The sequence below is a fragment of the Micromonospora sp. SD19 genome (assembly GCF_054462275.1).
Genome location: NZ_JBTLMN010000005.1, coordinates 470,838 through 495,440, shown reverse-complemented (window position 1 = coordinate 495,440; position 24,603 = coordinate 470,838). Strand labels below are relative to the sequence as shown.

22 protein-coding genes and 1 pseudogene are annotated in these 24,603 nt (G+C 70.8%); 12 read left to right on the top strand and 11 right to left on the bottom strand.

Annotation, left to right across the window (positions count from 1 at the left end; all coding sequences use genetic code 11):
* The 3 genes and pseudogenes from ACX27O_RS20110 to ACX27O_RS20100 form a co-directional block, all read left to right on the top strand.
* A pseudogene (locus ACX27O_RS20110) lies at positions 1-158 on the top strand (C39 family peptidase); the annotation flags it as partial.
* Between the two features lie 262 nt (positions 159-420).
* On the top strand, positions 421-1,335 hold the full coding sequence (locus ACX27O_RS20105; RefSeq protein WP_358131225.1) for a DUF1996 domain-containing protein: 915 nt from the start codon (positions 421-423) through the stop codon (positions 1,333-1,335).
* A 71-nt stretch (positions 1,336-1,406) separates the two neighbouring features.
* The gene (locus ACX27O_RS20100; protein WP_458939904.1) at positions 1,407-1,997 is read left to right on the top strand and encodes a DUF305 domain-containing protein; all 591 of its coding nucleotides are present in this window, start codon (positions 1,407-1,409) and stop codon (positions 1,995-1,997) included.
* 139 nt (positions 1,998-2,136) lie between these two features.
* On the opposite strand, the gene ACX27O_RS20095 is transcribed toward ACX27O_RS20100, so the two are convergent.
* The gene (locus tag ACX27O_RS20095) at positions 2,137-2,316 is read right to left on the bottom strand and encodes a hypothetical protein (RefSeq protein WP_156058023.1); all 180 of its coding nucleotides are present in this window, start codon (positions 2,314-2,316) and stop codon (positions 2,137-2,139) included.
* A 61-nt stretch (positions 2,317-2,377) separates the two neighbouring features.
* On the bottom strand, positions 2,378-2,983 hold the full coding sequence (locus tag ACX27O_RS20090) for a TetR/AcrR family transcriptional regulator (RefSeq protein ID WP_458939903.1): 606 nt from the start codon (positions 2,981-2,983) through the stop codon (positions 2,378-2,380).
* 131 nt (positions 2,984-3,114) lie between these two features.
* Between ACX27O_RS20090 and ACX27O_RS20085 the strand changes: the two genes are divergently transcribed.
* Positions 3,115-4,215, top strand: coding sequence for an aldo/keto reductase (locus ACX27O_RS20085; RefSeq protein WP_458939902.1), 1,101 nt, complete (start codon positions 3,115-3,117; stop codon positions 4,213-4,215).
* On the opposite strand, the gene ACX27O_RS20080 is transcribed toward ACX27O_RS20085, so the two are convergent.
* The 4 genes from ACX27O_RS20080 to ACX27O_RS20065 form a co-directional block, all read right to left on the bottom strand.
* The gene (locus tag ACX27O_RS20080) at positions 4,173-5,132 is read right to left on the bottom strand and encodes an alpha/beta hydrolase (RefSeq protein WP_458939901.1); all 960 of its coding nucleotides are present in this window, start codon (positions 5,130-5,132) and stop codon (positions 4,173-4,175) included. The genes ACX27O_RS20085 and ACX27O_RS20080 overlap by 43 nt on opposite strands.
* Before the next feature lie 75 nt (positions 5,133-5,207).
* A complete protein-coding gene (locus ACX27O_RS20075) occupies positions 5,208-6,104 on the bottom strand; it encodes an acetyltransferase (RefSeq protein ID WP_458939900.1) in 897 nt (298 codons plus the stop codon).
* 159 nt (positions 6,105-6,263) lie between these two features.
* Positions 6,264-7,475 carry a low temperature requirement protein A gene (locus ACX27O_RS20070; RefSeq protein ID WP_051708893.1) on the bottom strand — a complete coding sequence of 404 codons (1,212 nt, stop codon included), beginning with the start codon at positions 7,473-7,475 and terminating at the stop codon, positions 6,264-6,266.
* Between the two features lie 115 nt (positions 7,476-7,590).
* Complete coding sequence (locus ACX27O_RS20065; protein WP_458939899.1) at positions 7,591-9,135, bottom strand: flavin-containing monooxygenase; 1,545 nt, start codon at positions 9,133-9,135, stop codon at positions 7,591-7,593.
* Positions 9,136-9,389: 254 nt separating this feature from the next.
* On the opposite strand from ACX27O_RS20065, the gene ACX27O_RS20060 reads away from it, so the two are divergent.
* From ACX27O_RS20060 to ACX27O_RS20045, 4 genes are all read left to right on the top strand, one after another.
* Positions 9,390-10,343 (top strand): AraC family transcriptional regulator, encoded by a 954-nt coding sequence (locus tag ACX27O_RS20060; RefSeq protein ID WP_167337356.1) that lies wholly within the window; start codon positions 9,390-9,392, stop codon positions 10,341-10,343.
* A 134-nt stretch (positions 10,344-10,477) separates the two neighbouring features.
* On the top strand, positions 10,478-10,861 hold the full coding sequence (locus ACX27O_RS20055) for a MerR family transcriptional regulator (protein ID WP_030337917.1): 384 nt from the start codon (positions 10,478-10,480) through the stop codon (positions 10,859-10,861).
* Positions 10,840-11,187 carry a thioredoxin gene (trxA, locus tag ACX27O_RS20050; RefSeq protein WP_030337918.1) on the top strand — a complete coding sequence of 116 codons (348 nt, stop codon included), beginning with the start codon at positions 10,840-10,842 and terminating at the stop codon, positions 11,185-11,187. The genes ACX27O_RS20055 and trxA overlap by 22 nt, the downstream gene beginning before the upstream one ends.
* 294 nt (positions 11,188-11,481) lie before the next feature.
* Positions 11,482-12,456, top strand: coding sequence for a glycoside hydrolase family protein (locus tag ACX27O_RS20045; protein WP_245233786.1), 975 nt, complete (start codon positions 11,482-11,484; stop codon positions 12,454-12,456).
* Between the two features lies 1 nt (position 12,457).
* Here the strand turns inward: ACX27O_RS20045 and ACX27O_RS20040 are convergent, their stop codons facing one another.
* Positions 12,458-13,351 (bottom strand): NAD-dependent epimerase/dehydratase family protein, encoded by an 894-nt coding sequence (locus ACX27O_RS20040; protein ID WP_458939898.1) that lies wholly within the window; start codon positions 13,349-13,351, stop codon positions 12,458-12,460.
* A gap of 133 nt (positions 13,352-13,484) precedes the next feature.
* Here ACX27O_RS20040 and ACX27O_RS20035 point away from each other — a divergent pair, with 133 nt between their 5' ends.
* Positions 13,485-13,904, top strand: a complete 420-nt coding sequence (locus ACX27O_RS20035; protein WP_030337921.1) for a PPOX class F420-dependent oxidoreductase — start codon at positions 13,485-13,487, stop codon at positions 13,902-13,904.
* Between the two features lie 54 nt (positions 13,905-13,958).
* On the opposite strand, the gene ACX27O_RS20030 is transcribed toward ACX27O_RS20035, so the two are convergent.
* Positions 13,959-14,843: a bile acid:sodium symporter family protein gene (locus ACX27O_RS20030; protein ID WP_030337922.1), complete on the bottom strand. Its 885-nt coding sequence runs from the start codon at positions 14,841-14,843 to the stop codon at positions 13,959-13,961.
* A gap of 145 nt (positions 14,844-14,988) precedes the next feature.
* On the opposite strand from ACX27O_RS20030, the gene ACX27O_RS20025 reads away from it, so the two are divergent.
* On the top strand, positions 14,989-16,317 hold the full coding sequence (locus ACX27O_RS20025) for a glycoside hydrolase family 18 protein (protein ID WP_030337923.1): 1,329 nt from the start codon (positions 14,989-14,991) through the stop codon (positions 16,315-16,317).
* A 57-nt stretch (positions 16,318-16,374) separates the two neighbouring features.
* On the opposite strand, the gene ACX27O_RS20020 is transcribed toward ACX27O_RS20025, so the two are convergent.
* Positions 16,375-16,731 carry an effector-associated constant component EACC1 gene (locus ACX27O_RS20020; protein WP_357640378.1) on the bottom strand — a complete coding sequence of 119 codons (357 nt, stop codon included), beginning with the start codon at positions 16,729-16,731 and terminating at the stop codon, positions 16,375-16,377.
* Between the two features lie 189 nt (positions 16,732-16,920).
* Here ACX27O_RS20020 and ACX27O_RS20015 point away from each other — a divergent pair, with 189 nt between their 5' ends.
* Entirely contained in the window at positions 16,921-19,713 is a 2,793-nt protein-coding gene (locus tag ACX27O_RS20015; RefSeq protein ID WP_458939897.1) for a M14 family zinc carboxypeptidase, read from the top strand.
* A gap of 295 nt (positions 19,714-20,008) precedes the next feature.
* Here the strand turns inward: ACX27O_RS20015 and ACX27O_RS20010 are convergent, their stop codons facing one another.
* The gene (locus tag ACX27O_RS20010; RefSeq protein ID WP_458939896.1) at positions 20,009-22,069 is read right to left on the bottom strand and encodes a cellulose binding domain-containing protein; all 2,061 of its coding nucleotides are present in this window, start codon (positions 22,067-22,069) and stop codon (positions 20,009-20,011) included.
* 782 nt (positions 22,070-22,851) lie between these two features.
* Here ACX27O_RS20010 and ACX27O_RS20005 point away from each other — a divergent pair.
* Positions 22,852-23,559 (top strand): SanA/YdcF family protein, encoded by a 708-nt coding sequence (locus ACX27O_RS20005; protein ID WP_210864422.1) that lies wholly within the window; start codon positions 22,852-22,854, stop codon positions 23,557-23,559.
* 6 nt (positions 23,560-23,565) lie between these two features.
* Here ACX27O_RS20005 and ACX27O_RS20000 read toward each other — a convergent pair whose 3' ends face one another.
* Positions 23,566-24,549, bottom strand: a complete 984-nt coding sequence (locus ACX27O_RS20000; RefSeq protein ID WP_051708897.1) for a LacI family DNA-binding transcriptional regulator — start codon at positions 24,547-24,549, stop codon at positions 23,566-23,568.
* Positions 24,550-24,603: the final 54 nt, after the last annotated feature.

Here is a 24,603-nt window from a genome sequence, read left to right as displayed (position 1 = left end):
CCTTCGAGGGCGGGCACTACATCAGCGTCGTCGGCTACCGCGATGGCGGGAACGTGGTGAAGATCGCCGACTCCGCCGACCCGAACACCGCCTCCTACGAGGTCACCGTCGAGCACCTCGCGGACTGGATCGCCACCCGCGGCTACGCCACCAGCTGACACCAGCACCACAGCACACCAGCACACCAGCACACCGCCGAAGGGCCGGACCCCACCACGGGGCCCGGCCCTTCGGCGTCTTTTCCACCAGTTGCCGAACGTATTGACAAGAGTCGACATACGAGTGAGGCTGGGACGAAGAGAGCGCTCTCTCTTTTCGGGCTCACCAAGCCACCACCATGTCTGGCCAGGACACACTCCGCTGTCTTCGGCGGCGGCGCCGGAGCTGTCCCTGACCCGTCCTCCCGACAGGAGTCACACGATGGACAGGGCCGCACCCCTCTCCGGCATGCCCCGCCGACTGCGCCTCGCCACGGCGATCGGCGCACTACTGGTGCTCCTCGGCACGTACCTGGTCTCCGCCACCGAACCGGCCGACGCCGCCCCCGGCCAAGCCGGCGCTGACTTCGGCGCCAACGCCATCCGGGTCGCCGAGTTCCCCGCCGACTGCACCTACAGTCACCGGTTGCCGGACGACCCGATCATCTTCCCCGGGCTGCCCGGGGCCTCGCACATGCACAGCTTCTTCGGCAGCACCGTGACGAACGCCAACACCACGCTCCCCGACCTGGTCAACTCCCCCACCACCTGCAATCCACGGGTGGACGTCTCGTCCTACTGGGTGCCGACCCTGTACCGGGACAACGTCGCGGTGGAGCCGGCGATCGCCACGTTCTACTACCTCGGCGAGGGCGTACGCGCCGACGTCGTCGCGAACACCCAGCCGTTCCCGCAGGGGCTGCGGCTCGTCGCCGGCAACGCGAAGGCCACCGGGCCGAACGACAGCATCGCCCGCTGGTCCTGCCTGCACGCCGGGCACGTGCCGCCGTCGAAGGACTTCGTCAACTGCCCGTCCGGCACGATGCTGGAGTCGTACCTGGACTTCCCGCAGTGCTGGAACGGCCGCGACCTCGACTCACCGGACCACAAGAGCCACCTGGCGTACCCGGTGAACCAGGCCTGCCCGAGCACCCACCCGGTGCACGTGCCGAAGTTGCGGCAGGTGCTGCGGTACCCGGTCACCGGTGACCCGTCGCGGTTCCGGTTGGCGTCCGGGCCGGGCTACACGATGCACGGCGACTTCTTCAACGCCTGGCCGGTGGCCGAGCTGGCCCGTCGGGTCCAGGACTGCATCCGTCCCGTCATCAAGTGCGGTCACGACGGCCGACCGATCTGAGCGAGCGGGTCACACCTCAGCGGCGGGTCCGGTCATCCCCGGGCCCGCCGCCCGGGTGAGGAGGGAGTCGGATGCGCCAACCCAGGGCGGGTGCCCTGCTCGTCGCCGTGCTGCTGGTCGCCGGCTGCGGTGCCGGGCGCCGGGACGCGGCCGGCACACCACCCGTTACCGCACCACCGGCGACGGTCGCGCCGACACCGTCGGGTACGGCGGGGTCGTTCAACCCGACCGACATCGCCTGGCTGCAACTGACCGCCGCGATGGCCGAACGTCTGCTGCCCGTACTCGATCTGGTGCCGGCCCGCACCACCGACCCGGCCTGGCGGCGAACGGCCGCCCAGGTCGCGGCCGCCCAGCGCGCGGACCTGGACCGCGCCCGCCAACTACTCGCCGAGGCTGGCGCGCCGACGACCAATCCGCACGAGGGGCACGACATGCCGGGCATGGTCACCGCCGAGCAGTTGGCGACGCTGCGGTCGGCCACCGGGGCGCCGCTTCACCGTCTGCTCGCCGGGCACCTGCGGGCGCACCTGACGCAGTCGGTCCGGATCGCCACCGCGGAGCAGCAGAACGGAGTCCAGCCCGCGACCGTCGCGCTCGCTGCCGCCATAACCCGCAACGCCACCACCCACCTCACCCACCTCCCACCTGAACCCACCTGAACCCCCGCCCGCGGTGATCAAGAGGTTCGCGTCACGACACGCCGAGCCTGCTGACGCAAATCTCTTGATCACCGAGGGCGGGAGCGTCGCGGTGCACGGTCAGCTGCGGAGTTTCGCTGGAGGTTGGGCGGGGCTGGCCTCAGCTTCCGCCCATGCTCGACGAGCTGTTGTCTGACGAGTTGCCCGGGCGCGACGTGTATCGGCCGGTCAGTCGCCCGGCCCGTGCCCGACGCCCCAGCGCGCCGATGATCATCAGCAGGAGCGCGGCGACGAGCGGGATCCCGCCGCCGAGCAGCACTGCCACCAATCCTGCCGACACGAGCGACCACCCCTCTCCGACAACGACCGGGGCACGGCCGGACGAGCAGATTCTCACACGATCAGGCCGTTCGAGCACCTGCCCGAAGCGAGTCGATGGTGAGGTCGAGGACGGCTTCGAGGTGGTCGATCTTCCCGGTGGAGAGCAGCAGCAGCACACCGCCCTGGATGCCGGCGAGCAGTGCCGCGGCGGCCCGGTCGGCGTCGAGGTCTCCGGCCATGTCGCCGGTCGACTGCATGTGCCGGATGCCCTCGGTGATCGCCTTCTGCCAGCGCCACATGAGCCCGGTCACGATCGCCTGCGCGCCGGGCGCCCGCCGGCCGGTCTGGCCGAGCAGACCGTTGAGCGGGCACTTCACCCCCTGTGCCTGGTACCGCTCGATCAGCCGGTCCCGCCAGGCGAGCCAGGCCGGCCAGGTCGTCAGGTTGCTCAGCATCGGCTCCTGGTCGGCGAGCACCTGGTCCGCCTCGTGCTGCGCCACCGCGAGCAGCAGCCCCTCCTTCCCGTCCGGGAAGTAGTGGAAGAGCTGCCCCTTGCTGGTGCCGGTGCGGGCCATCACGTCTTCGAGGCGTACCTCGTCGACGCCACGCTCGCGGATCTCGGCGGCCGCGCCGGCGACGATCCGGGCCCGGGTCGCCTCGCCCTTGCGGGTCAACGCCCGTGTCATCGGACCTCCTGGTCTCGGGGTGCGGGTCCGACCCTAGCTCGGTTTTGGACTTGCAGGTCCATTTTTGCCGAGCAAAGGTCTGGAACACGTGGCCCGCAGCGGGCCGACACCACAATCGGAAGGGCACCACCATGAACCACTACTACCTGCTCGGGCGGTCCGGTCTGCGGGTGAGCCGGCTGGCACTGGGCACCATGAATTTCGGCGTCGACGGGTTCCACGCCGCGTACGGCAGGACCGAGCAGGAGGCCGAACCGATCTTCCGGCAGTACGTGGAGGCGGGCGGGAACTTCATCGACACGGCGGACTTCTACACCGCCGGTGAGAGCGAGAAGATCCTCGGCCGCCTGATCGGGCGGGCCGGCGTACGCGAGCGGCTCGTGCTCACCAGCAAGGCCACCAACACCGTCGACCCGTCCGACCCGAACGCCAGCGGCAATGGCCGCAAGCACATCATGCGGGCCGTGGAGGCGTCGCTGCGCCGGCTCGGCACCGATTACATCGACCTGTACCTGCTGCACACCTGGGACCGGATCACCCCGGTCGAGGAGGTCGTGCACACCTTCGACGACCTGGTGCGCTCCGGCAAGATCCGGTACGCCGGGCTGTCCGACGTACCGGCCTGGTACGCGGCCCGGGCGCAGAGCTACGCCGAGGCGCACGGGCTGGCCCCGATGGTCAACGTGCAGTTGCCGTACTCCCTCGTCGCCCGGGACATCGAGGCGGAGCACGTGACGATGGCGCAGAGCCTGGGCATGGGGCTCACCGCGTGGAGCCCCATCGGCGGAGGGCTGCTCAGCGGCAAGTACCGGCGGACCGCCGAGGGCATGAGCGGGGCCGGCCGCCTGACGAACCCCGACGCCGCGGGTCGGGAGATCAGCCCCGGCGACTGGCAGGTGATCGAGACGCTGGAGAGTGTGGCCGCCGATCTCGGGCGCAGCATGGCGCAGGTGGCGATCAACTGGGTGGCCACCCAGCCCGCCGTCGGGTCGGTGGTCATCGGGGCCAGCGGCCCCGAACAGCTCGCCAGCAACCTCGGCGCGCTCGACTTCGAGATCCCGGCCGACGCCCGACGTCGGCTCGACGAGGCGAGCGCCCCGAAGGTCCCGCTGCTCTACGGCATGTTCACCCCGCAGTACCAGTCCTGGGTGGTGAGCCCCGGCCTCGGCATCGGCGACAAGCCCGCCGGCTACGCCCCTGCGGTGTTCAACGGCGCCGGGTCGCCCTCGTAGAGCGCGACGTACCGCCGTCGCCACTCGTCGCCGTCGACGCCGAGGTTGAGGGTGTTGTGCTCGACCCCCAACTCCGCCGGCAGGGTGCACACCCGCAGCGGTATCGCGTTCGCGTCGGCGATCCGGCGCGGCAGGTGCACCGCCGCCCGGAGGTCCACCACGGCGTCGAGCGGGCTGATGGCGACAGCCGCGGTCCGCAGACCGGTCCGTCGGGGCGGATTCGGCAGGGTACGGGCGATCGTCAGGTACTGGGTGACGGCGGCGAGGGAGTATCCGCGCGACGTGACGCGGTCCCGCAGGACGCGGCGTCCGTACAGCACGATGAGCGGTTTGACCGCGTAGGCCGGTGCCTGTCGCGGGTTCGGGCCGAAGAACGGCGACAGCAACAACAGGTGACGTACGACGTTGCCGGGCACCTGCGCGAGCCAGGTGGCCAGCACGGCACCGCCGGAGATCCCGACGACGCCCACCTCGTCTCCGAGGGCCACCGCGACGGCCCAACCCTGCGCCGCGTACGTCGTCAGCTCACCGGCCTGCACCCGGTGGTGGGCCCGCCGGTCGACGGTGCCGTGCTGGGGGGCCCGGGGGATCCAGACGTTGTACCCGCTGTCAAAGAACTCCTCGGCCAACCCCGCGTACTGCTCCGGCGCGAGGGTGTATCCGTGCAGCAACAGCACGGCCCGGCCGGTACGGGAGCCGTGGCTCAGCAGGCGGCTGCGCGACTCGGGCCGGATCTCCGGATCGGCAGCCTCGGCGGCGATGGTGGCCTCGGCGGCACGGATGGCCGTGTCGAAGTCGAGCGGTCGGGCCGGCGCGACCGACAGCCCACGGCGGCCGACCGGCCAGAGATAGAGCCCGGCGACCGCCGCCACGACCAGCGCCAACCCGCCGAGGAGAAGGGCGATGATCTCCGGCATGCCCAGATGCTGACAGCTGGCGGGGTCCGCGCCGGCTGAGGGGGTGCGCCCGGGTGACCGGGCGCACCCGGTCAGCTATTCCTGACTGTCCGGCGGCGCGAAGGCGACCCGGGAACGCAACTGCCGAAAGCCGGTCCGCTCCAACTCGGCGAGCACCGTCACCCGGTGGGACTCCACATCGGCGATGACCTCGCGGGCACCACCGACGGCCAGCACCCGCACCGCCTCGGCCAGCAGCTCGGGCCGGGCCGCCTCGTCGAGCAGGCCGAGGTAGGCGAGCAGGGGGTAGCAGGCGTCTCCGGCGGTGCCGACCAACCCGACCGGGTCGCCGGCCGCCAGGGCGACGCGCCATTCCTCGGTGGCGTCGCCCAGCCAGGCCAGTGGGTCGGTGGCGAGGTCGACACCGGCAACCACCCGCGCGATCTCGACGCCGGTCAGCACGTCCGGCTCGACGATCCTGGCGACCAGCGCGTTGATCTCGGCGACGTCGGCGGGCGGCCGGAAGTCGTAGCGCCCGGAGGACGCCGGCAGCGGGGTGCCCGTCCAGGAGCACCGGATCCGCTCCCCCCGTTCGACCAGCCCGGCCAGCCGGGCGGCCGCCATCGGTGCCCGCACCACGGCCAGCACCTCCGGCCGACGCCGCCAGTGCGCCGGCAGCGCGGCGTAGTACAGACCGGGACCGCCCAGCGCCTCGTGGGCGGCGCGCAGCAGCTCGGCGCCCACCTCCGGCTCGGCGTCCAGATCGAACCGGTCCAGCCAGGGGGCGCCGACCGCGCCCGGTGGAAGGAGCCAGGCGGCCCGGCCCACCAACCGCCCGGCGCGCAACGCGACCCAGGTGGTCTCGGGCCGGTAGCCGCCGCCGGCGACCCCGTCGGCGTACCCGACCTGGCGCAGCTGGGGCAGCGGATCGGGCATGGAGTCGAACAGATTTTCCTCGCCCGCGACGAGCGGACGAATGACCAGATCAGTCATGGGTTGGTCCTCCGGGAAGCGAGCGCCCCGGGTCAGATCCGCGCGGACGCCGGAGCGCGGAGGGGGCGCAGAACATCGGACATTGTTCTGACCTCCTTCCCGCTCGACGGCGTGCCCGACCACGCTACGCGCAGTGGCCGCCGGCCCGCAACGGGATCATCACAGCGTCGGGTTGGACTCCGACCCCAGCCGGTGGACTCGGCGGTGGGCTCGTTGGTCGAACACGGTGATGGCGGCCAGCATCAGCGCCGCGACGGCCGCCACGGCGACCGGCGGAAGCAGCACCATTACCGGGGCCGCCACGGCCAGCGCCACAGCGCCGAGATAGAGCACCCGACACCGAGGTGCGGATCGGCTCGCCCGTTCCAGGGTGCTCCGCCCGATCAGGAACAGCACCGGGCCGCCGAAGATGATGGCCACCAGCGCCCAGTCGATCGGCGGGTGTGGGTCCTCGATGACCTGACCGAAGCCGACCGCGGTGCAGATGATGCCACCGACGATCAACAGCAGGCTGTAGCTCGCCCACCGCGACAGTTGGATCCCCTCCCCGCTCGGGGTCGAGGCATGGCCGGATCTGACGTGGTAGAAGTACATTCGCCAGAACGAGACGACCGCCACGAACGAGGCGACGAGGGTGATTGTTCCCTCGGTCGAGAAGCCCGGAAAGCTGACCGCGGCGCCGGCTTCGAGCACCACCTCGGCGAGAGCGATCATGAAGAACTGGTTGTACCGCTCGGCGAGATGCTCCTGCGAGACGGTGACCCGCAGGCTGTCGATCTGTCTCGGACCCAGGCGGGGCAGGGGGTAGGTGGTGGCGGCGCCGACCATCTCGATGGCGAGAGCGAGGGTCCAGAAGATCCCCCGACCGAGACCACCGCTGATGCCGCCACTGATCCAGAGCACGCTGGACGCCAGGTGCCAGGTCAACACCCGGAGCGCGAACGCGTGACCCGCGTGGCCCCGCAGGGCGAACGACAGGAAGAGCGGTCGGCCGACCTGGATGACGACGTAGGTGCAGGCGAAGACGACGCCGCGTTGGCCGAATGCCTGCGGCAGGGTGACCGCCAGCACCAGGGTGCCGAACATCGTCGCCAGCAGGACGACCTGCAGATCGGGGCGCCGGGGGTCGTAGGTGCTCGCCAGCAGGGCGTTGAGCGACCAGATCATCCACATCGCGGTGAAGAACAGGACCGTCTGGCCCGCCTCGGAGAGCAGCGTATGCCGGACGATGGTCAGGTCGTCCCCGACCCGCCCGGCGAGGCGGGCCAGCGCGAAGACGTAGACGATGTCGAAGAGCAGTTCCAGGACGGTCGCCGAGCGTGGGCTCCTGCTGTCCCCGAGGCCACGGAAGAACTCGGCGCGCCTCAGCACGGACGTCGAGACAGCTCAGCCGGCCGGGGCTGCCGGCACGGACGCACCACGGTGGTGGCCCTGTTCCGCTGCCATCGTCCCCGAGCCTCCTCACCGACCGGTCCCGCCTGATCCCCTATCTGCGTACTTTATCCATCTTTATCGGGCTGTCGTCGCTGATGGCGGATACCGGGTCGGCGGTACGCCGGATCATCTGTGCCGTCACCCCGCGGTACGAGCCCGGGTCGACCGGTAACAGCCACTGCCGGGCCCGGGTCAGCGAGCCGACGTTGAGTCCCAGTTCGTCGAGCACCTCGTCGATGTTGTGCATCGAGAACGGGATGATGTTCGTGCCACGAGCGTGCCGTCCGTTGGTGCGTGCCGTCATCCAGGCCAGCCGGGCGCGCACCTCGTCACGCATCCGGTCCTCGGGTGGCAGGGTGATCCCACCCCGCAGGTACGCGGCCGTCCAGACCGCCGCCATTTCCGCGCTGAGCGGGCTGAAGAACGACGAGTTGTAGCCGGCGAACGTCAGCCGCGGCACGCCGAGCGGCAGGATCTGCCGGTAGAGCATGAAGTTGCCGGCGTCGTCCTGCAGCCGGGCGTGCACCGCCTCGTCGAGGAACGGCACGTGCTGGCGGAAGCCGGTGCCACAGATCACCAGGTCGGCGGGGAGCACCGTGCCGTCGGCCAGGTGGGCGGCGGGCCGGCCAGCGTCATCGACCAGCAGCTCGGTGATCACCTGATCCCGGTGCACGACGATGCGGCCGTCGGTGACCCGCTCGAAGAAGCCCTCGGTGGCGAGGCTGACCGTGCTGCGGGCGATGTCCTCGAAGCTGCCGTTGGGCACCAGGCCCAGCGCGCGCAGGTTGAACTGCCGGGTCGCGACCGAGCCGACGCTGGTGACCATGCGCTGCCGCAGGCCGTTCCCCGGGCCGTGCAGGAACCGCTCGAAGCCCTTCAGGTGCAGGTAGCGGAAGAGCGCCTCACCCATCCGGGTGAGCAGCAGGTACTTGTAGTTGAGCGCCCCACCGAGCTTGCGGGGCATCTTCCAGAGCAGTTCCCGGGCCACCACGTGGGTCTGGGCGGCGACCTCGCTCACCGGGACCGCCACGTCGCAGGCCGACTTGCCGTACCCGACCACCAGGACGTTCTTACCTCGGGCCGCCTCGACGTCGGGGAACTCCCCCGTCGCCAGTACGCGCCCTCCGGCGGCGGCGAAGGCCGCCTGCCCGTCGAAGGACGGCACGAGCGGGTCGGAGAAGATGCCGTTGGCGACGATCAGGTGGTCGTACCGTTGCACCGTCAACGGTTCCTGGGCGCCGGTCGGTCGGGACGTGACCAGCCACCCGGTCTCGTCGTTGACGAGTTCGGCGGAGACGACCTCCGTGGACAGGCGCAGCGCGCTGGCCAGCCCGAACTTCTCCACGTAGGTCTCCAGGTACCGCTGGACCTGCTCGCCCGAGGGCCACTGCGGGTAGTGGGCGGGCATCGGCAGGTCGGAGAGGTGGTAGGTGCCCTTGTCGTTCTGGGTGGTCAGACCGGGGTAGCGCCGGGTACGGCTCCACACCCCGCCGACGTCGGGCGCGCGCTCGAACACGGTGACGTCGAATCCGCTCTGTCGCAGCACCTTCGCTGCGCTCACACCGGCGAATCCGGCACCGACGACAGCAATCCTCATGGTCTCCTCCAAACGACGTGAACCCTGCGACGTGAAGCAGCGCCGGAAACCCGTGCCGACCCTGACCGACCCGCGGTGCTCGCACGCTAGCGAGCACGCCGCGACTGTCGCTATCCGCGCGACGCGGCCACTGTCCGAGGTACGCGGCCGGGGGTTCTTCTTGCTGTCGGGTCGACGGCTTTCCGGGCTGTTCCGGCCCGCACACGCCTTACGGTCAGCGCGACAGGACGCCCGGGAGGTGTCGGATGGATGCGGTGACGGTCCGGACGGACGACGTCGACCGGGCGCGCGCCGAGGTGGGCCGCGTCTTCTGTCCACACCGGCTCACCCCGCAGGCGGGCGTTCGCAGCGTGCGCCTGCGGATGGCGGCTCGCCGGGCGGGCGGGGTGGGAGTCATCGACCTCGACTACGGGCAGGCGGTCCGCATTCAACCGCCCGCGCTGGAGACCTTCTACCTCGTCCAGATCCCCAGCGCCGGCAGCACACTGGTCCGGCACGCCGGTCAGACCGTCACCTCGACCCCCGACGTCGCCTCGGTCCTGTCCCCGTACGACGCCTCGGACATGCGGTGGTCCGAGGGCTCTCCCCACCGGATCTTCTACGCCGACCGGCGCGCCGTCGACCGGGAACTCGCCCGCCTGCTGGGCCGTCCGGTGGACGACCCGGTCCGCCTGGACGTCGGCATGCTCATGACCACGGCGACCGCGCAGGCGTGGGCGCGCGGGGTGGCGTTCCTCGCCGACGAGCTGTCGCAGCCGGCGGACGCGTCGCTGTTCGACCACCCGCAGGTCGCCGCCCGCTTCGAGCAGGGGCTCATCGGCAAGCTGTTGCTGGCCCACCGGCACAGCCACTCCCACCTGCTCGCCGAGCCGGACCAGCACGCCCACCCCGGGCGTCTCGTCCGCCGGGCCTGCGCCCTGATCTCCGAACACCACGGCGAGGCACTGACCGTCGGTGACGTCGCCGAGGCGCTGCGGGTGAGCGTACGAACGCTGCAGGACTGTTTCCGCCGTGAGTTGCAGACCACCCCGACCGCGTACCTGCGGGCCTGCCGGCTCGACGCGGCGCACCGCACGCTCCGTTCGGCCGCGCCAGGGGTTTCCGTGACGACTGTCGCCCTGCAACACGGCTTCGTGCACCTCGGTCGGTTCGCGACCGAATACCGGAGCCGGTTCGGCGAGTCGCCGTCGACGACCCTGCGTCGGTGACGAGCCTCACCTCGCCCCGGCGGCGCGCCCCCAAAAGGGGCATTTCTGGCTGCTGACCGCGCCTCGTCCGGTGCTTGCCTTGACGCCGACGACAAGGTTTAGCGTGGTCGCGACGGGCCGATGGAGGAGGTCAGATGCTCATTGGCGAGTTGGCTGAGCGGGCCGGCACAAGCCCTCGCACGCTGCGCTACTACGAGGCGCACGGGTTGGTACGGGCGCAGCGCTCCGCCAACGGCTACCGCATCTACGACGAGGCGGAGCTGCGCGTCGTACGGGAGATCCGGGCGCTGCTCGACGTCGGCTTCGGCCTCGACGACGTCCGTCCGTTCGTCGCCTGCCTGCGGGCCGGCAACAGCTCCGGCGACGTCTGCCCGGACTCGGTGGTGGTGCTGCGGCGCAAGATCGCCGAGGTCGACGCCGTCATCGACCGGCTCGGCGCGGTGCGCCACCAACTGCACGGTCAACTCACCCACGCGATCGCCCATCGGGAGAAGACATGTCTCAGAAGTCGGAAGTAGGTTCGCTGGTCACCGTGACCGACGACACGTTCGCGGAGCTGGTGCTGGCCAGCGACCGGCCCGTGGTCGTCGACTTCTGGGCGGACTGGTGCCCGCCCTGCAAGGCCATCGAGAAGAGCCTCGTCGAACTGGCCCAGGAGTTCGGTGACCGGATGGTCGTGGCGAAGCTCAACTCCGACGAGAACCCGGTAGCGACCCGTAGCTACCAGGTGATGTCCCTGCCCACGCTGCTGGTGTTCCGTCAGGGCGAGGTGGTCGGCTCGACAGTGGGGTCGCGGCCGAAGACGTACCTGCGACAGACCCTGACCGCACAGGCCGGGTGGTAACGGCCGGCAGCGCGCCCGGGGACAGCGCTCCCGGCCACCATCAGCCGCGGAAATCGTTATCCCGGTCCGGCCGGCCAGTCTCCTGAGGGGAGGCAGCTGGCGGTTCGTCCGCCATGCCCCCGTCAGGTAGAGGTACGACCAGGTGAGGGAGTCGAGACGATGCGCGCAACCGGCCCGGGTGAAGCGGACGCCGCGAGGGGAAGACGAGGCGTCCACGCGGAACCCCGACGCGGGACGCTCGGCAGTCTCCCGGTCGGCGCGCGGCGGCTGCTGTGGCCGCTCCTGGTGGCCGCCGTGGTCGCCGTACTGGTGACCGGTGTGATCGTCGTGGTGCAGCCGACCGGGCCGACGCCGGCCCCGGCGGCGACCCAGGCCCTCGACGCGCCCACGCCGACGGCTTCGCAGCCCGGCGCGACCGGGCCGAGCGCACCCACCGCCACGGCGAGCCCGGCGGGGGCGGCCCCGACCCCGCTCCCGACGCCGGCGGTGCGGCCGACAACCGGGCGTCCGGTCGCCCCGGCCTCCCCGGCGGCGACCTCGGAGCGCAAGGGCGTCGGGGTGTGGACCTTCGACGGCGTCAGCCAGGCGCTGGCCGACTCCGGGGCGAGCTGGTACTACACCTGGGACGTGAAGCACCATGGCGTCGCCAGTCCGCAGGGCACCGAGTTCGTCCCCATGATCTGGGGGGCGAAGAGCGTCACCGCCAGCAACCTGCAACAGGCCAAGCAGAACGGCCGCTACCTGCTCGGGTTCAACGAGCCGGACCTGAACGGTCAGGCGGAGATGACCGTCGAGCAGGCGCTGGAGCTGTGGCCGCGGTTGCAGGCCACCGGCCTTCCGCTGGGCAGCCCGGCGGTCGCCTGGGGCGGGGACCGGCCGGGTGAGTGGCTCGACCGGTTCATGGCCGGGGCGAAGCAGCGCGGCTACCGCGTCGACTTCATCGCCCTGCACTGGTACGGCGGCGACTTCACCACCGCCAACGCGGTCAACCAGCTCAGGTCGTACCTGCAGGCCGTGCACGACCGGTACGGGCTGCCGATCTGGCTCACCGAGTTCGCCCTGATCGACTTCTCCAACGGTGTCCGCTTCCCCACGCAGGCCCAGCAGGCCGCGTTCCTCACCGCGGCCACCCGGATGTTGGGCGGCCTGTCCTGGCTGCACCGGTACGCGTGGTTCGGCCTGCCCGCCACGGACAAGGACCAGACCGGGCTGTTCCGCACCGGCGGCACGGCCACCGCCGTCGGCCGTGCCTACCAGGCGGCGCGCTGACCTACAGCAGGTCGACGTGGTCCCGCCAGGAGTGCTGCGGCTCGTACCCCAGCACCCGGCGGGCCTTGTCGATGCTGAGCAGGGTCTCGTACTCGCCCAGCTCCTTGCGGACCTCGACGTCCGGGTAGACCTCGGCCATCAGGCTGGCGCTGGAGCGGGTCATGACGGTGTCGGCGTTGGCGATGATGAAGACGTCGGCGCCGGGCTGGTCGTGGGCTAGGGCCCGCTCGACGGCCTGGGCTCCGTCGCGGGCGTCGATGTAGCCCCACAGGTTCCACCGGCGCAGTTGCGGGTCGGCGTCGAAGGTGGGGAACGGCGCGTAGTCCTCGACGTCCATCACGTTGGAGAAGCGCAGACCCACCATGACCAGCTCCGGGTCCCACCGGCAGAAGTGCCGGGCCATCTCCTCCTCCAGTGTCTTGTTGAGCGAGTACGTCGACTCGGGCCGGGGCGCGTACTCCTCGTCGACCGGCGCGTACGGCGGCGGGGTGTCGAACGGTAGGCCGAGCACCGTCTCGCTCGACGCCCACACGACCCGTTTGATGCCGGCCGCCCGAGCGGCGGCGAACACGTTGTAGGTCGCGGCGGAGTTGTTCGCGAAGGTGGTCGCGTTGGACATCAGCCCGGGGGCCGGCACCGCCGCCAGGTGCACGACCGCGTCGACGCCGCCCGCGTGCTCGTCGGCACCTCCGGTGAACGCCTCCACCACCTGCCCGTAGTCGGTCAGGTCGGCCAGCAGGAACTCGCCGTTCACGTCGCGCGGGTCGCGGCCACCGGTGCGGTCCACCGCCAACACGTCGACGCCGACGGCGCGCAGGTGGGCGACCACGGCTCGGCCGAGCTTGCCGGTGGCCCCGGTGACGACGACACGCCTGGGCAGTGCGGAATTGCTCATGACCACATCTTCGTCGCCGCCGGCGTCGCTCCGGCAGCCGGGTGCCCGCCACGCCGTGATCACGATCCGAGCGCGATCGGGCCGGCGGGTGCGTAACGTGCAGGGGTAAACGTTGTCGCGACGAGGAGACTTCATGTCCAAGCCACCGCTTCCCGAGGCCGCGGTCGCCATGCTCCAGAAGCCGAACCCCGCCGTCATGACCACCCTGCGCAACGGTGGCCAGCCGGTCTCCGCCGCCACCTGGTACCTGTGGGAGGACGGCCGGATCCTGGTGAACATGGACGAGAGCCGCCGCCGGCTGGAGCACGTCCGCAACGACCCCCGGGTGTCGCTCACCGTTCTCGACGAGGCCGGCTGGTACACCCACGTCAGCATCATCGGGCACGTCACCGAACTGCGTCCCGACGAGGGCCTCGCGGACATCGACCGGCTGTCGAAGCACTACACGGGCAACGCGTACCCACGGCGAGAGCGCGCCCGGGTCAGCGCCCTGATCGAGATCGACCGCTGGCACGGCTGGGGCGCGCAGAAGGACAACAACCAGGTCGGCTGAGAGTTGCCGCCCGCTCGCCCTGGCCCGGCCGTCGGGGAGAGCGGGCAGCGGCCGTCAGGGCGTCAGGGCGGTGGCGGACCGGGCGCCGGCCCGGGTCACCAGGTAACCGAAGGCCGCCGCGGTGAAGAACATGACGATGCCGTAGACGGCGCCCGGGATCGCCATCTGGGTGCTGTTGAGCAGCGCCGGGCTGAGCGCGATGGTGATGGCCAGGGTGCTGTTGTGGATGCCGATCTCGAAGCCGGCGGCCGTCGCGGCGCTGCGGTCCACACCGGCGAGGCGCGGCACCCCGTACCCGATGGCGAGACTGAGCAGGTTGAAGGCGAGCACGGCCAGGCCGACCGAGACGAAGTAGTCGGCGATGTTCTCCCGCTCGCCGAGCACCGCACCGGCGATCACCGCGACGAGGACGACGACGGACAGGATCCGGACCGGGCGGTTCAGCCGCTCGGCCACCTGCGGCATCCGTGCCCGGATGAGCATGCCGATCGCGACCGGGACGAGCACGATGGCGAAGACCTGCAGCACCTTGTCGAACTGCAGGCCGATGCTGCGCCCGTCGGGCAGGAAGTACGCCGCCGACAGGTTGACCAGGATCGGCAGGGTGAACACGGCGAGCACCGAGTTGATGGCGGTCAGGGTGATGTTCAGGGCCACGTGGCCGCCGAACAGGTGGCTGTAGAGGTTGGCCGTGGTGCCGCCCGGAGAGGCGGCCAGCAACATCATGCCGACGGCCAGCTCGGGTGCCAGGTCGAAGGCGAGGACGAGGCAGAAGCAGAGCGCCGGCAGCACCAGCACCTGGCAGACCAGGGCGATGACGGCGGCTCGGGGGTGGTGGGCCACCCGGCGGAAGTCCGCCATGGTCAGTCCGAGACCGAGACCGAGCATGATGATGCCGAGGGCGACGGGTAGTCCGATCAGAGTCACGGCGGAGTCCATGGCACAACATCGTTACCACCCGGTAACGCCGTCACAATCCCCCATGTGGCTGGCGGCTCTTGACCCCGGACGGTGACCGGCTTAACTTCATCAATCAGATAACTCTCTTTACTAATTCTGTCTGATGTCTCGTGGGAGTGTGCCGATGCGACCATTGCGCCACCGCCGTCTCACCGCCGTCGTCGCCCTGGCGACACTGCTGGTCACCGCCGCTCCGCCCACCGTCGCCAGCGCCGGTGACAACAACCAGCGCCGCACCGGCTACCACCGGGTCGGTTACTTCACCCAGTGGGGCATCTACGGCCGGGCCTTCCCGGTCAAGAAGCTCGAAACCTCCGGGGCGGCGAGCCGCCTCACCCACCTCAACTACGCCTTCGGCAACGTCAGCGAGGACGGTCGCTGCTTCGTGGACGGTGGGCCGGGCGAGGGCGACGCCTGGGCCGACTACCAGCGACCCGTCCCGGCCGAGGAGAGCGTCGACGGTGTCGCCGACGCCCCCGGCCAGGCACTCAACGGCAACTTCAACCAGCTCGCCAAGCTCAAGGCCAAGCACCCCGACCTGAAGGTGCTGATCTCGCTCGGCGGCTGGAGCTGGTCGACGTACTTCTCGAACGCCGCCCGCACCGACGCCTCCCGCAAGGCGTTCGTCACGTCCTGCATCGACCTCTACCTCAGGGGCAACCTCCCGGGCAGCACCCCGGGCGCCGCCGCTGGCGTCTTCGACGGCATCGACCTCGACTGGGAGTGGCCCAACTGGGAGGGTGAGCCCGGCAACGTCATCCGCCCGGAGGACCGGGAGAACTTCACCAAACTGCTCGCCGAGTTCCGCCGGCAACTCGACGCGTACGGGCGCACGACCCGCGCGCACCACCCGCTGACCGCGTTCCTGCCGGCCAGCCCGGCCACCATGGACGCCGGTTACGAGGGCCGCAAGATCTTCAAGTACCTGGACTTCGCCACCGTGCAGGGGTACGACTTCCACGGCGGCTGGGACGCGCGGGCCAACCAGCAGTCGGCGCTTCGCGTCCCGGCGGGCGCCCCGGACAACCCGGACTTCTCCGTCGAGGTGGCCATCGACGGGTGGATCGCCCGTGGCGCGCCACGGGACAAGCTCGTGCTCGGCATCCCCTACTACGGTCGCGGCTGGACCGGCATCACCGGCGGCGGCAACGGCCTGTTCCAGCCGGCCACCGGGCCCGCGCCGGCCACCTTCGAAGCCGGCTACGAGGACTACAAGAAGCTCAAGACGCTGGCCGGCAACGGCTACACAGTGCACCGCGACCTGCGCGCCGGGCACGCCTGGTTGTTCGACGGTACGACGTTGTGGACCTACGACGACCCGGCGGTGGTGTTGCAGAAGACGCTCTACATCCGACGGGCCGGCCTCGCCGGTGCCATGATCTGGTCGCTCGACGGCGACGACGACAACGCCACCCTGACCAAGACGATCGGCCTCGGGCTGACGACCTGGTAGGCGTACCCGATCCCTGCGGCCCGCCGCCGACCGACTCCTCGGCCGGCGGCAGGCCGGCTAGCTCTGCGGGGCGGTCACCGCGCGCACCGCCGCCTCGATGAGCGCGGTCACCTGGTCCATGTCTCGAGCGCGGTGTATGTCCACCTCGGCCGACCAACCGTCGGGCCGGGTGAGCGTCACCGTCACATCCTCGCGGCGGTGGGTCAGCCAGGCGGCGACGGCCTGGATGAGCACCATGGCGGTGCCCGCGTCGCTGGCCGCCACCCGCAGGACGTCCGGGTGGCCCGCCGACGCCCCCTCGGGAGACGTCGTGGTCACCAGCTCCCGCAGCCGCTCCTCGGCACGCAGCCAGGACGCCAGCGAACGCCGCGCGGCGGCGGACGGAAGATCCGGATGGATCGAGAGCGTGATCATCTCTGGCAACGTCTCCTCCTCCCAGGCGACGACAAACCCGCGCCACCCATCCTGCCAGTCCGCGTCGGGACCGGCACGCCGTGTAGTCAGCAATATCGATCAAGCCTTGACCGCCGTGTCGACGATTCATAGGCTCCGGCCACTGCGAGGTTGTGCCCGAGAAGGGAAACACGACTCATGGCCCCATCGATGCGTCCATTCCGGAAGGTCCCCGCCAGACGCCTGGCGAGTGCCGCCACGATCGCCCTCCTGCTCGGCACGACTCCCCTGCTCGGTGGCACACCTTCCGCGAGCGCCGCCCCGCCCTCCCGGTGCAGCGACGACCCGACCGCCCGGTTGGGCACCGTGCCCAGCCCGGAGACCGTGCTCGGCTTCCCGCTCGGCGCGGGTCAGGAGCGGGTCGTCACCAACGACGAGGTCCGCACCTACCTCGGGGCCGTCGACCGCGCCTCGAACCGGGTCGTCACCGGCGTGATGACCACCAGCGTGCTCGGCCAACCGTTGCCGTACGCGGTGGTGTCCAACGAACGTCACGTACGGCCCGCCGCGCTGCGCCAGATCGCCGACGACGTCCGGGACCTGCGTGACCCGCGCCGAACCAGCGCGCGGACGGCCGCCCGGACGGCGAAGGACAGCCCGGCCATCGTCTGGGTCACCGCGAACGTGCACGGCGGCGAGAAGAGCGGTGCGGACGCGGCGCTCAAGACGCTGTACGAGTTGGCGGCCGGCCTGTCCTGCGCCGTCGCCGAGCGCAACGACAACCTGGTCACCATCATCGTCCCCACCCAGAACCCGGACGGCCGCGACGCCACCCGGCGGCAGAACGAGTTCGGCTTCGACCTGAACCGGGACTGGTTCGCCCGCACCCAGCAGGAGACCGACGGCAAGCTCGAACTGCTGCGCCGCTTTCCGCCGCAGGTCTTCATCGACGCGCACGAGATGGGTGGCCGGCAGTACTTCTTCCCGCCCAACGCCGACCCGATCCACCACGAGATCGCCGGCGAGGCGGTGGACTGGATCAACCGGATCGGCGAGGCCAACAAGGCCGGCTTCGGCTTCAACGGGGCCTGCGACGAGACCGTCACCACCGAGTGCTACTTCAACTACGACACGTACGACATGTTCTTCATGGGCTACGGCGACACGGTGCCGACCACCGGCTTCGGCGCGGCCGGCATGACGTACGAGAAGGGCAGCGCGTCGGCGGTGGCCGACCGGGTCCAGCAGCAGTTCCACACCCAGTGGTCGACGCTCGGCTGGGCCGCCGCACACAAGCGTGAGGTGCTGGACGGCTACTTCGACATCTGGACCGACGCGCTCGCCCAGGGCAGGGCGGGCACGCTGGAGCCGAACGAGGTGGTGCAGCCCACCAACGAGGTCCAGTTCCCGGTGCCGGACGTCAAGGTCCGCTCGTACTTCCTGCTGCCCGACCGGCAGCTCGCCGACGTCCGCCAACTCGTCGAGCGGCTGCGCCGGATGGACGTCGAGGTGTACGAGGTGCGCAAACCGACGCGGGTGCCCACCGCGCGGGTCTTCGGCGGGCGCACCGCCACCAACGTGACAGTGCCCGTTGGCGCGTACTGGATCCCGATGGACCAGCCGCAGAAGCACTGGATCCAGGCCGTCATGGGCGAGGACCCGTACGTGCCGTTCCCGTACTTCTACGACGTGTCGTCCTGGAGCAACCCGCTGCTGATGGGTGTCTCGGCCATCTACACCGGCGACACCGTCAAGCCGAAGGCCGAGCTGGTCCGGAAGGTCTCCGGTGGTCGCACCGGCGCGGCGTGGCCGTGGGGCTCGTACACGTACCCGCTCGACTCGGCCGCCGCCGCGGAGTTCACCTTCAGTCTGCTCGGCCGTGGCGTACCCCTGGTCCGTGACCTCACGACCAGCACTGTCGCCATCCCGGCCGCCACTGTGAGCCGGAGCGTGGACGGGCTGGCCGAATCCCTCGGGGTCAGCCTCACCCCGGGTGGTCGGCCCTCCGGTACCCGCCTCGACCTGCCCGACGTCGGGCTCTTCCAGGGCACCGGCATCTCCACCACGTCGGGCTCCCACGGCGAGGCGCGCTACGTGCTCGGCAAGCGGTGGGGGCTGGACCTCAAGCCGGTCACCACTGCCGACATCAACGACAACACCGCCGCGTTCACCGGGCGTACCGTGCTGGTGGTGCCGGACGGCAGCAGCCCGACCGGCGGTCTGACCGCCGCCGGCCAGGCCAACCTGCGCGAGTGGATCGCCCAGGGCCACACCTACGTCGGACTGCGCAACGAGGGCACCCGGTTGGCCCGCGCCGCCGGGCTCACCTCCACCACCGAGAAGACGAAGCCGGCCGACTACCTGGTGATCGGCTCACACCTGCGGGTGGACGTCGACACCGACAGCCCGGTCGCGTCGGGTCGCCCGGCGGAGGACTTCGAGTTCAACAACAGCGACCCGATCCTCACCCCGAGCACCACCGGGACGAACGTGCTGAGCTATCCGACCGGTGACACGTTCTGGGCCAACGGCTACACCGTCGGCGCGGACACCCTCAAGGGCACCGCGGCGGTGGTGGACGAGCCGACCGGCGCCGGTCGGGCGGTGCTGTTCGCGTTCAACCCGCTCTTCCGGGCGTACAACGAGAATGGTCTGCACCTGGTGGCCAACGCGCTGCTCTACCCGGCGGGCGCGGCCCCGGACGCCCGGCGCTCGGCCGGTGTCGACGCGGCGCGCGCCAGCGCCGCCGCCGCGCCCGTGGTGCCGGACCTCGGCGGCGGCTGGCGACCGATCACCATCCAGGTCGCGGCCGGCGACCTGCCCCGCACCCGGGCGATCGTCGAACGCTTCAGCACCGACGCGCAGGCGTCCACGAAGAACGGCTCGGCGTACGTCGTGATCCCGAACCCGCAGGGCCTCCAGGTCGACGAGCACCCGTTCGCGAACGATCTGGTACGCGCCCTGCGCGACGCCGGGGTGCCACTGCGGTCGGTGGTCGCCTGACGTAGCCCCGCACGCCGAAACGCCCGTCCCCACGTATCGGGGGCGGGCGTTTCGGTGGGTTCCGGGGTTGGTCAGGTGCTGCCGCCGGGACCACTGCGGGTGGACTTGTGCCCCTGTGGAGCTGATGCCGTCAACGAATCAGCTGACCCCTGGACCGACCCCGCTGACCCCACGGCTGTCACCTGTCCTGATTCGTTTGCGGCATCAGCTCCAAAGCGTCGCTACCCAGGACGTCGCCCTCCGACGATCGGACGACATGTGCCCAGGTCGACGAACGCGACAGGCATCAGCTCGGTCACCCGGTCGCGCAGACAGTGCCGTTGAGGGTGAACGCGGTGGGCAGCACGTTCGGACCGCTGTACGCGCCGACGAAACCGGCGCTCACTGTGGCACCCACGGCGATCTGCCGGTTGTCGTCGGTCGGGGTGACCCGCACGGCGGTGCCGACCTGTTCCCAGGTGGCGCTCCAGCCGCTGCTCACCTGCTGCCAGCCGGTGGGCCAGGTCCAGGTGAGCGTCCAGCCGCTGATCGGCTTCGTCCCGTTGTTGGTGATGTCGACGCCACCGATGTAGCCGTTGCCCCAGTCGTTGGCGGTGGTGAAACGGACGGTGCACGCGCTGGCGGCGGGGCTGCCGGTGGCGAAGGTCAGCGGCGGTGAGGACCAGGAGACCCGGCCGGCGGTATCGCGGGCCAGCACATTGACGGTGTACCTGCTGCCCGGCACCAGGTTGTCGACAGTGAACGAGGTGGACGCCGTCTCGCCGAGCTGCTCGCTGACCGCGCCGTTGTGCCGGTACACCTCGTACTTGGCGATGGGGCTGCCACCCGGTGTGGCCGCCGGCCAGGTGATCGTCGCGGCGCGGTCGGTGACGCCGCTCGCGGTGGGCTGGCCCGGCGTCGAGGGCCGTCCGGCGGACGTGCCGGCCGGTCGCAACACGATCGTGGTCAACGAGTACGCCGGCAGCGTGCGGCTGGTCGCCGAACCGGACTGGCCGGTCGCGATGCCGGTGGCGCCGTTGGTGAGGGTGGACACCGTCGGTGCGACCGCCGACGGGGTGAACCCGGCGTAGTCGATGGTGACCGGGTGGTCGTTGTCCGGGTCCTTGTTCACCAGCAGCACGGCGAGGTCACCGTTGGCCCGGCGGACGGCGTGCGCGGTGACCAGCGGCTCGTCGGTGCCGGCGCGGACGAACTGGTCGCCGGGCGTCGCGAAGAGCTTCATCATGCGCAGCCCGTGGTACGGCGCGAAGGGTGTGTTCAGCGGCGGTTGGCAGACCGAGCCGTCCTCGGTGCAGGCGCCGCTGGAGAGCATCCCGAAGTCGCCGTAGTCGGTCTGGCCGGCCACCTGCGTCACGGTGCCCATGCCGTTGTGCACGTTCCACCACTGGACGGTGAAGACGCCGCTCTCCAGCAGCCCGCTGTAGACGTCGGCCAGGAAGAGTGCCGCCGGCTGGGTGGTCCGGCCCGCGTCGACGTTCAGCTCGGTGAAGCTGATGCCGATACGGTCGGCGTTCGCACCGGCGTACCGCGCGAGTTGTTGCCGCAGCAGGTAGGTGGCGTCGGGGAGGTGGTTGACGCGGGCCAGCGACTCGGCTGCCGTGCCGCCCGGGTACCAGTGCACGTCCACGAAGTCGATCTTCGGGCCGGCGATGGAGAGCACCGTCTGGTTCCACGGGCCGGGGTCGCTGCCGGCGGTGATCCCGTCCGGCCAGTTGCCCGGCATGGTCAACACCGCCCCGACCTTGATGCTCGGGTCCACCGCCTTCATCGCGTCGGCGTACTCGACGACCAGCCTCGCGTACTGTGTCGCGCTCTTGTCCGGGTGGTTGTCCGCCTCCCAGGCGGACCCGTAGTGGCCGTTGCCGTAGTTCTCGTTGCCGACGGTCCAGTAGCGGGCGTCGTAGCCCTTCGTCACGTTGGCGTACCGCACCCAGTCGGCGGCCTCGGCGGGCGTGCCGGTGCCGTAGTTCGCGATGATCATCGGTTGGGCGCCGGCGCGCCGGACCGCCGCCATGAAGGTGTCGAAGTCGGTTCCCGGTGCGACGTAACCGCCGGGCGCGGTGTGGTCCTTCCAGTGGTAGATGTCGGCGTACGAGCCGCCGGGGTAGCGCATCATCTGCACGCCGGCGTCGCGGAGCAGGTCCGATGTCTCGGCGGTGCCGAGGTTCGCGTCCCAGATGGCGTGGTTGACGCCGAGCGCGGTGTCCGGCACGGTCGCCAGACCAGCGCGGGTGTTGACGGTAACGGCGACCGGGTCGGCTGCCGCGCTGGCGGATGGCGGGTTGACGCCCGCGAGCGCGCTCGCGGCGAGCAGCAGGCCCGCCAGGAGTGCCGCACGGGTCTTCGGTGTACGCATGGGCGGGGTTCCTTCGCGCAGGTGAGCCGCCCCGCCGGTCACTGTGCGACGCGGGCACGGGCGAGCTCGTGGACGATTGGCCTTCGTTGGTCCATCGCTTGTGTCACCGTCCCCCGGAGATCACACAGGGATCCCGGTTGCCCAGTGGACGGAGGTCAGCCCGCGCGCGGCTTCATCGACGTACCACAATGGCACTGGCGGCTGGACAATCTCAAGGTGCGACACGCTGACCGCCGTCGGCGTACCCCGTCGGTTGTCGCCGCCACTGGGTGGCGTCCCGCTGTTCGGGCCCGGACTCCGAACAGCGGGACGCGACCCGGGCGGCCAGGGCCGGGACCGACGGTCGTCTTCAGGGGCGGCCCAGGGGTGGGCCGCTGCTCAGCGGTGCGCGCTGACAGGCGGGCGGCCGGTTGTCGTCGCACGACTGTCCCGGCTGCTGCGCTGCCCTGGATTCCCGGTGGCCGTTCATGCCTCGGCCGCGTGGCGCGCGGGTCGCCCGGTGGTGGTCTCGGGCCGTCTCGCGCCGGCCGCGTGCCACCCGCCCCACGCCACGATCGTCGTCCGTCACGCCGCGGGTCACTGGCGACAACTCCGTCACCGCGGCCCGAGGTCGTTCGAGTACCGACGACTGTCCGTAACGTTAACGCTAACAGTGAGCGATTGTCCATAGACAACTGCCGTTGTTGGCTGCTGCGGTGGTGGTGTTTCGGCGGGACGGCGCGGCATCAGGTCGACGGCGACGCGGTCGATCGCCGCGCGCACCGGCGGAATAGCCTTGCGGCATGCGGGGACGATTCGGGGCGGCCAGGCGGTGGTACGCGGAGCATCGGCGGTTGGCCCGCCGTGCGGTGCTCGCGCTCGTGGTGGGGGCGGTGGCGCTGGCCGGGGGCACCGTGGCCAGCGTGACGTGGATCCGCGACATCGCCGACGGCCATCTCTACGCCGAGGCCGAGGTGCCGGACGCGCCGGTCGCGCTGGTGCTGGGCACCAAGGTGGACGCGGACGGCATACCCTCCCCCGTCCTCGCGGCCCGGTTGGAGATCGCGCGGCGACTGTTCGACGCCGGCAAGGTTCGGGCGATCCTCGTGTCGGGCGACAACATGAACGCCGACTACAACGAGCCCGCCGCGATGCGGAGCTGGCTGGTGGAGCGGGGCGTGCCAGCACACAAGGTGGTGCCGGACTACGCCGGATTCGACACCTACGACTCGTGCGCGCGGGCCGAGCGGATCTTCGGGGTGCGGCGAGCCACAGTGGTGACCCAGTCCTTCCATCTTCCGCGCGCCGTGGCGCTGTGCCGGCGGCTCGGCATCGACGCCAACGGGGTGGGCGACGACAGCGCGAAGCGGTACGCCCAGACGTGGTGGTTCAGTTCCTCCCGGGAGAACGGCGCCTGCCTGAAGGCCGCGCTGGACCTGCTCTCCGGTCGGGATCCGGCGCACCTGGGCCGCCGCGAGACGGGCGTCGACGACGCGTTGCGGGTCGACTGAGCAGGATCACGACCGGGCAGGTGCGACGCTGTCGCGGACGATGAGTTCGGTGGCGAGCTCCACCCGGGGGCTCTCGGTCCGCTCGCCGCTGGCCAGGCGCAGCACGGTACGCGCGGCCAGCATGCCCATCTCGGCCAGGGGTTGACGGACGGTGGTCAGCGGCGGCGAGCACCACCGCACCTCCGGCAGGTCGTCGAAGCCGACCACGCTGACGTCGTCGGGCACCCGCAGGCCGCGTTTGCGGACCGCCTCGTAGACGCCGAGGGCCATCTGATCGCTGGAGGCGAAGATGGCGGTGGGCGGGTCGGGCAGGCTCAGCAGCTGTATACCCGCGGTGAAGCCGGACTCGTGGTAGAAGTTTCCCGGCCGGATCAGGGCGTCGTCGATGGGGATACGCGCGGCGCCGAGGGCGGCCCGGTAACCGTCCATGCGGGCCCGGCTGCACATCAGGTGCGGCGGGCCGGCGATGAAGCCGATGCGACGATGACCCAGGTTGATCAGGTACTGGTTGGCGCTGAGGCTGCCCGCCCAGTTGGTGGCGCCGATGGTGGGTGACTCCTGCGGGTCGACCCCGGCCGGGTCGATGATGACGACCGGCAGGTGCAGCCGACGCAGCTCGGCCTGCAACGGCGGGTTCACCATCGAGGTCACGAAGATGATGCCCTCGGTGGAGCGCGTACGCATGTTGTCGAGCCACTGCTTGGCCGAGGACATCCGCCAGTGGATGGCCGACACGACGGTGCCGACGCCGCTGGCCTGGCCGACGTCCTCCACCCCCCGGATGATCTCCACCGCCCACGGGCTGTCCAGGTCGTTGAAGACCAGGTCGATCAGGGCGGCGTCGGTCCGCCGGGCCGGTGCACGGCGGCGGTAGCCGTGCCGGTTGAGGAGCGCCTCGACGCGTTCCCGGGTGTCGGGGGCGACGTCGGAGCGGCCGTTGATGACCCGGGAGACGGTGGGTACGGAGACTCCGGCCAACCGGGCGATCATGGCGATGGTGACGTTTCGGCCGTTCGCTGTGCCCACGGTCCCCCTGCCTCCTGT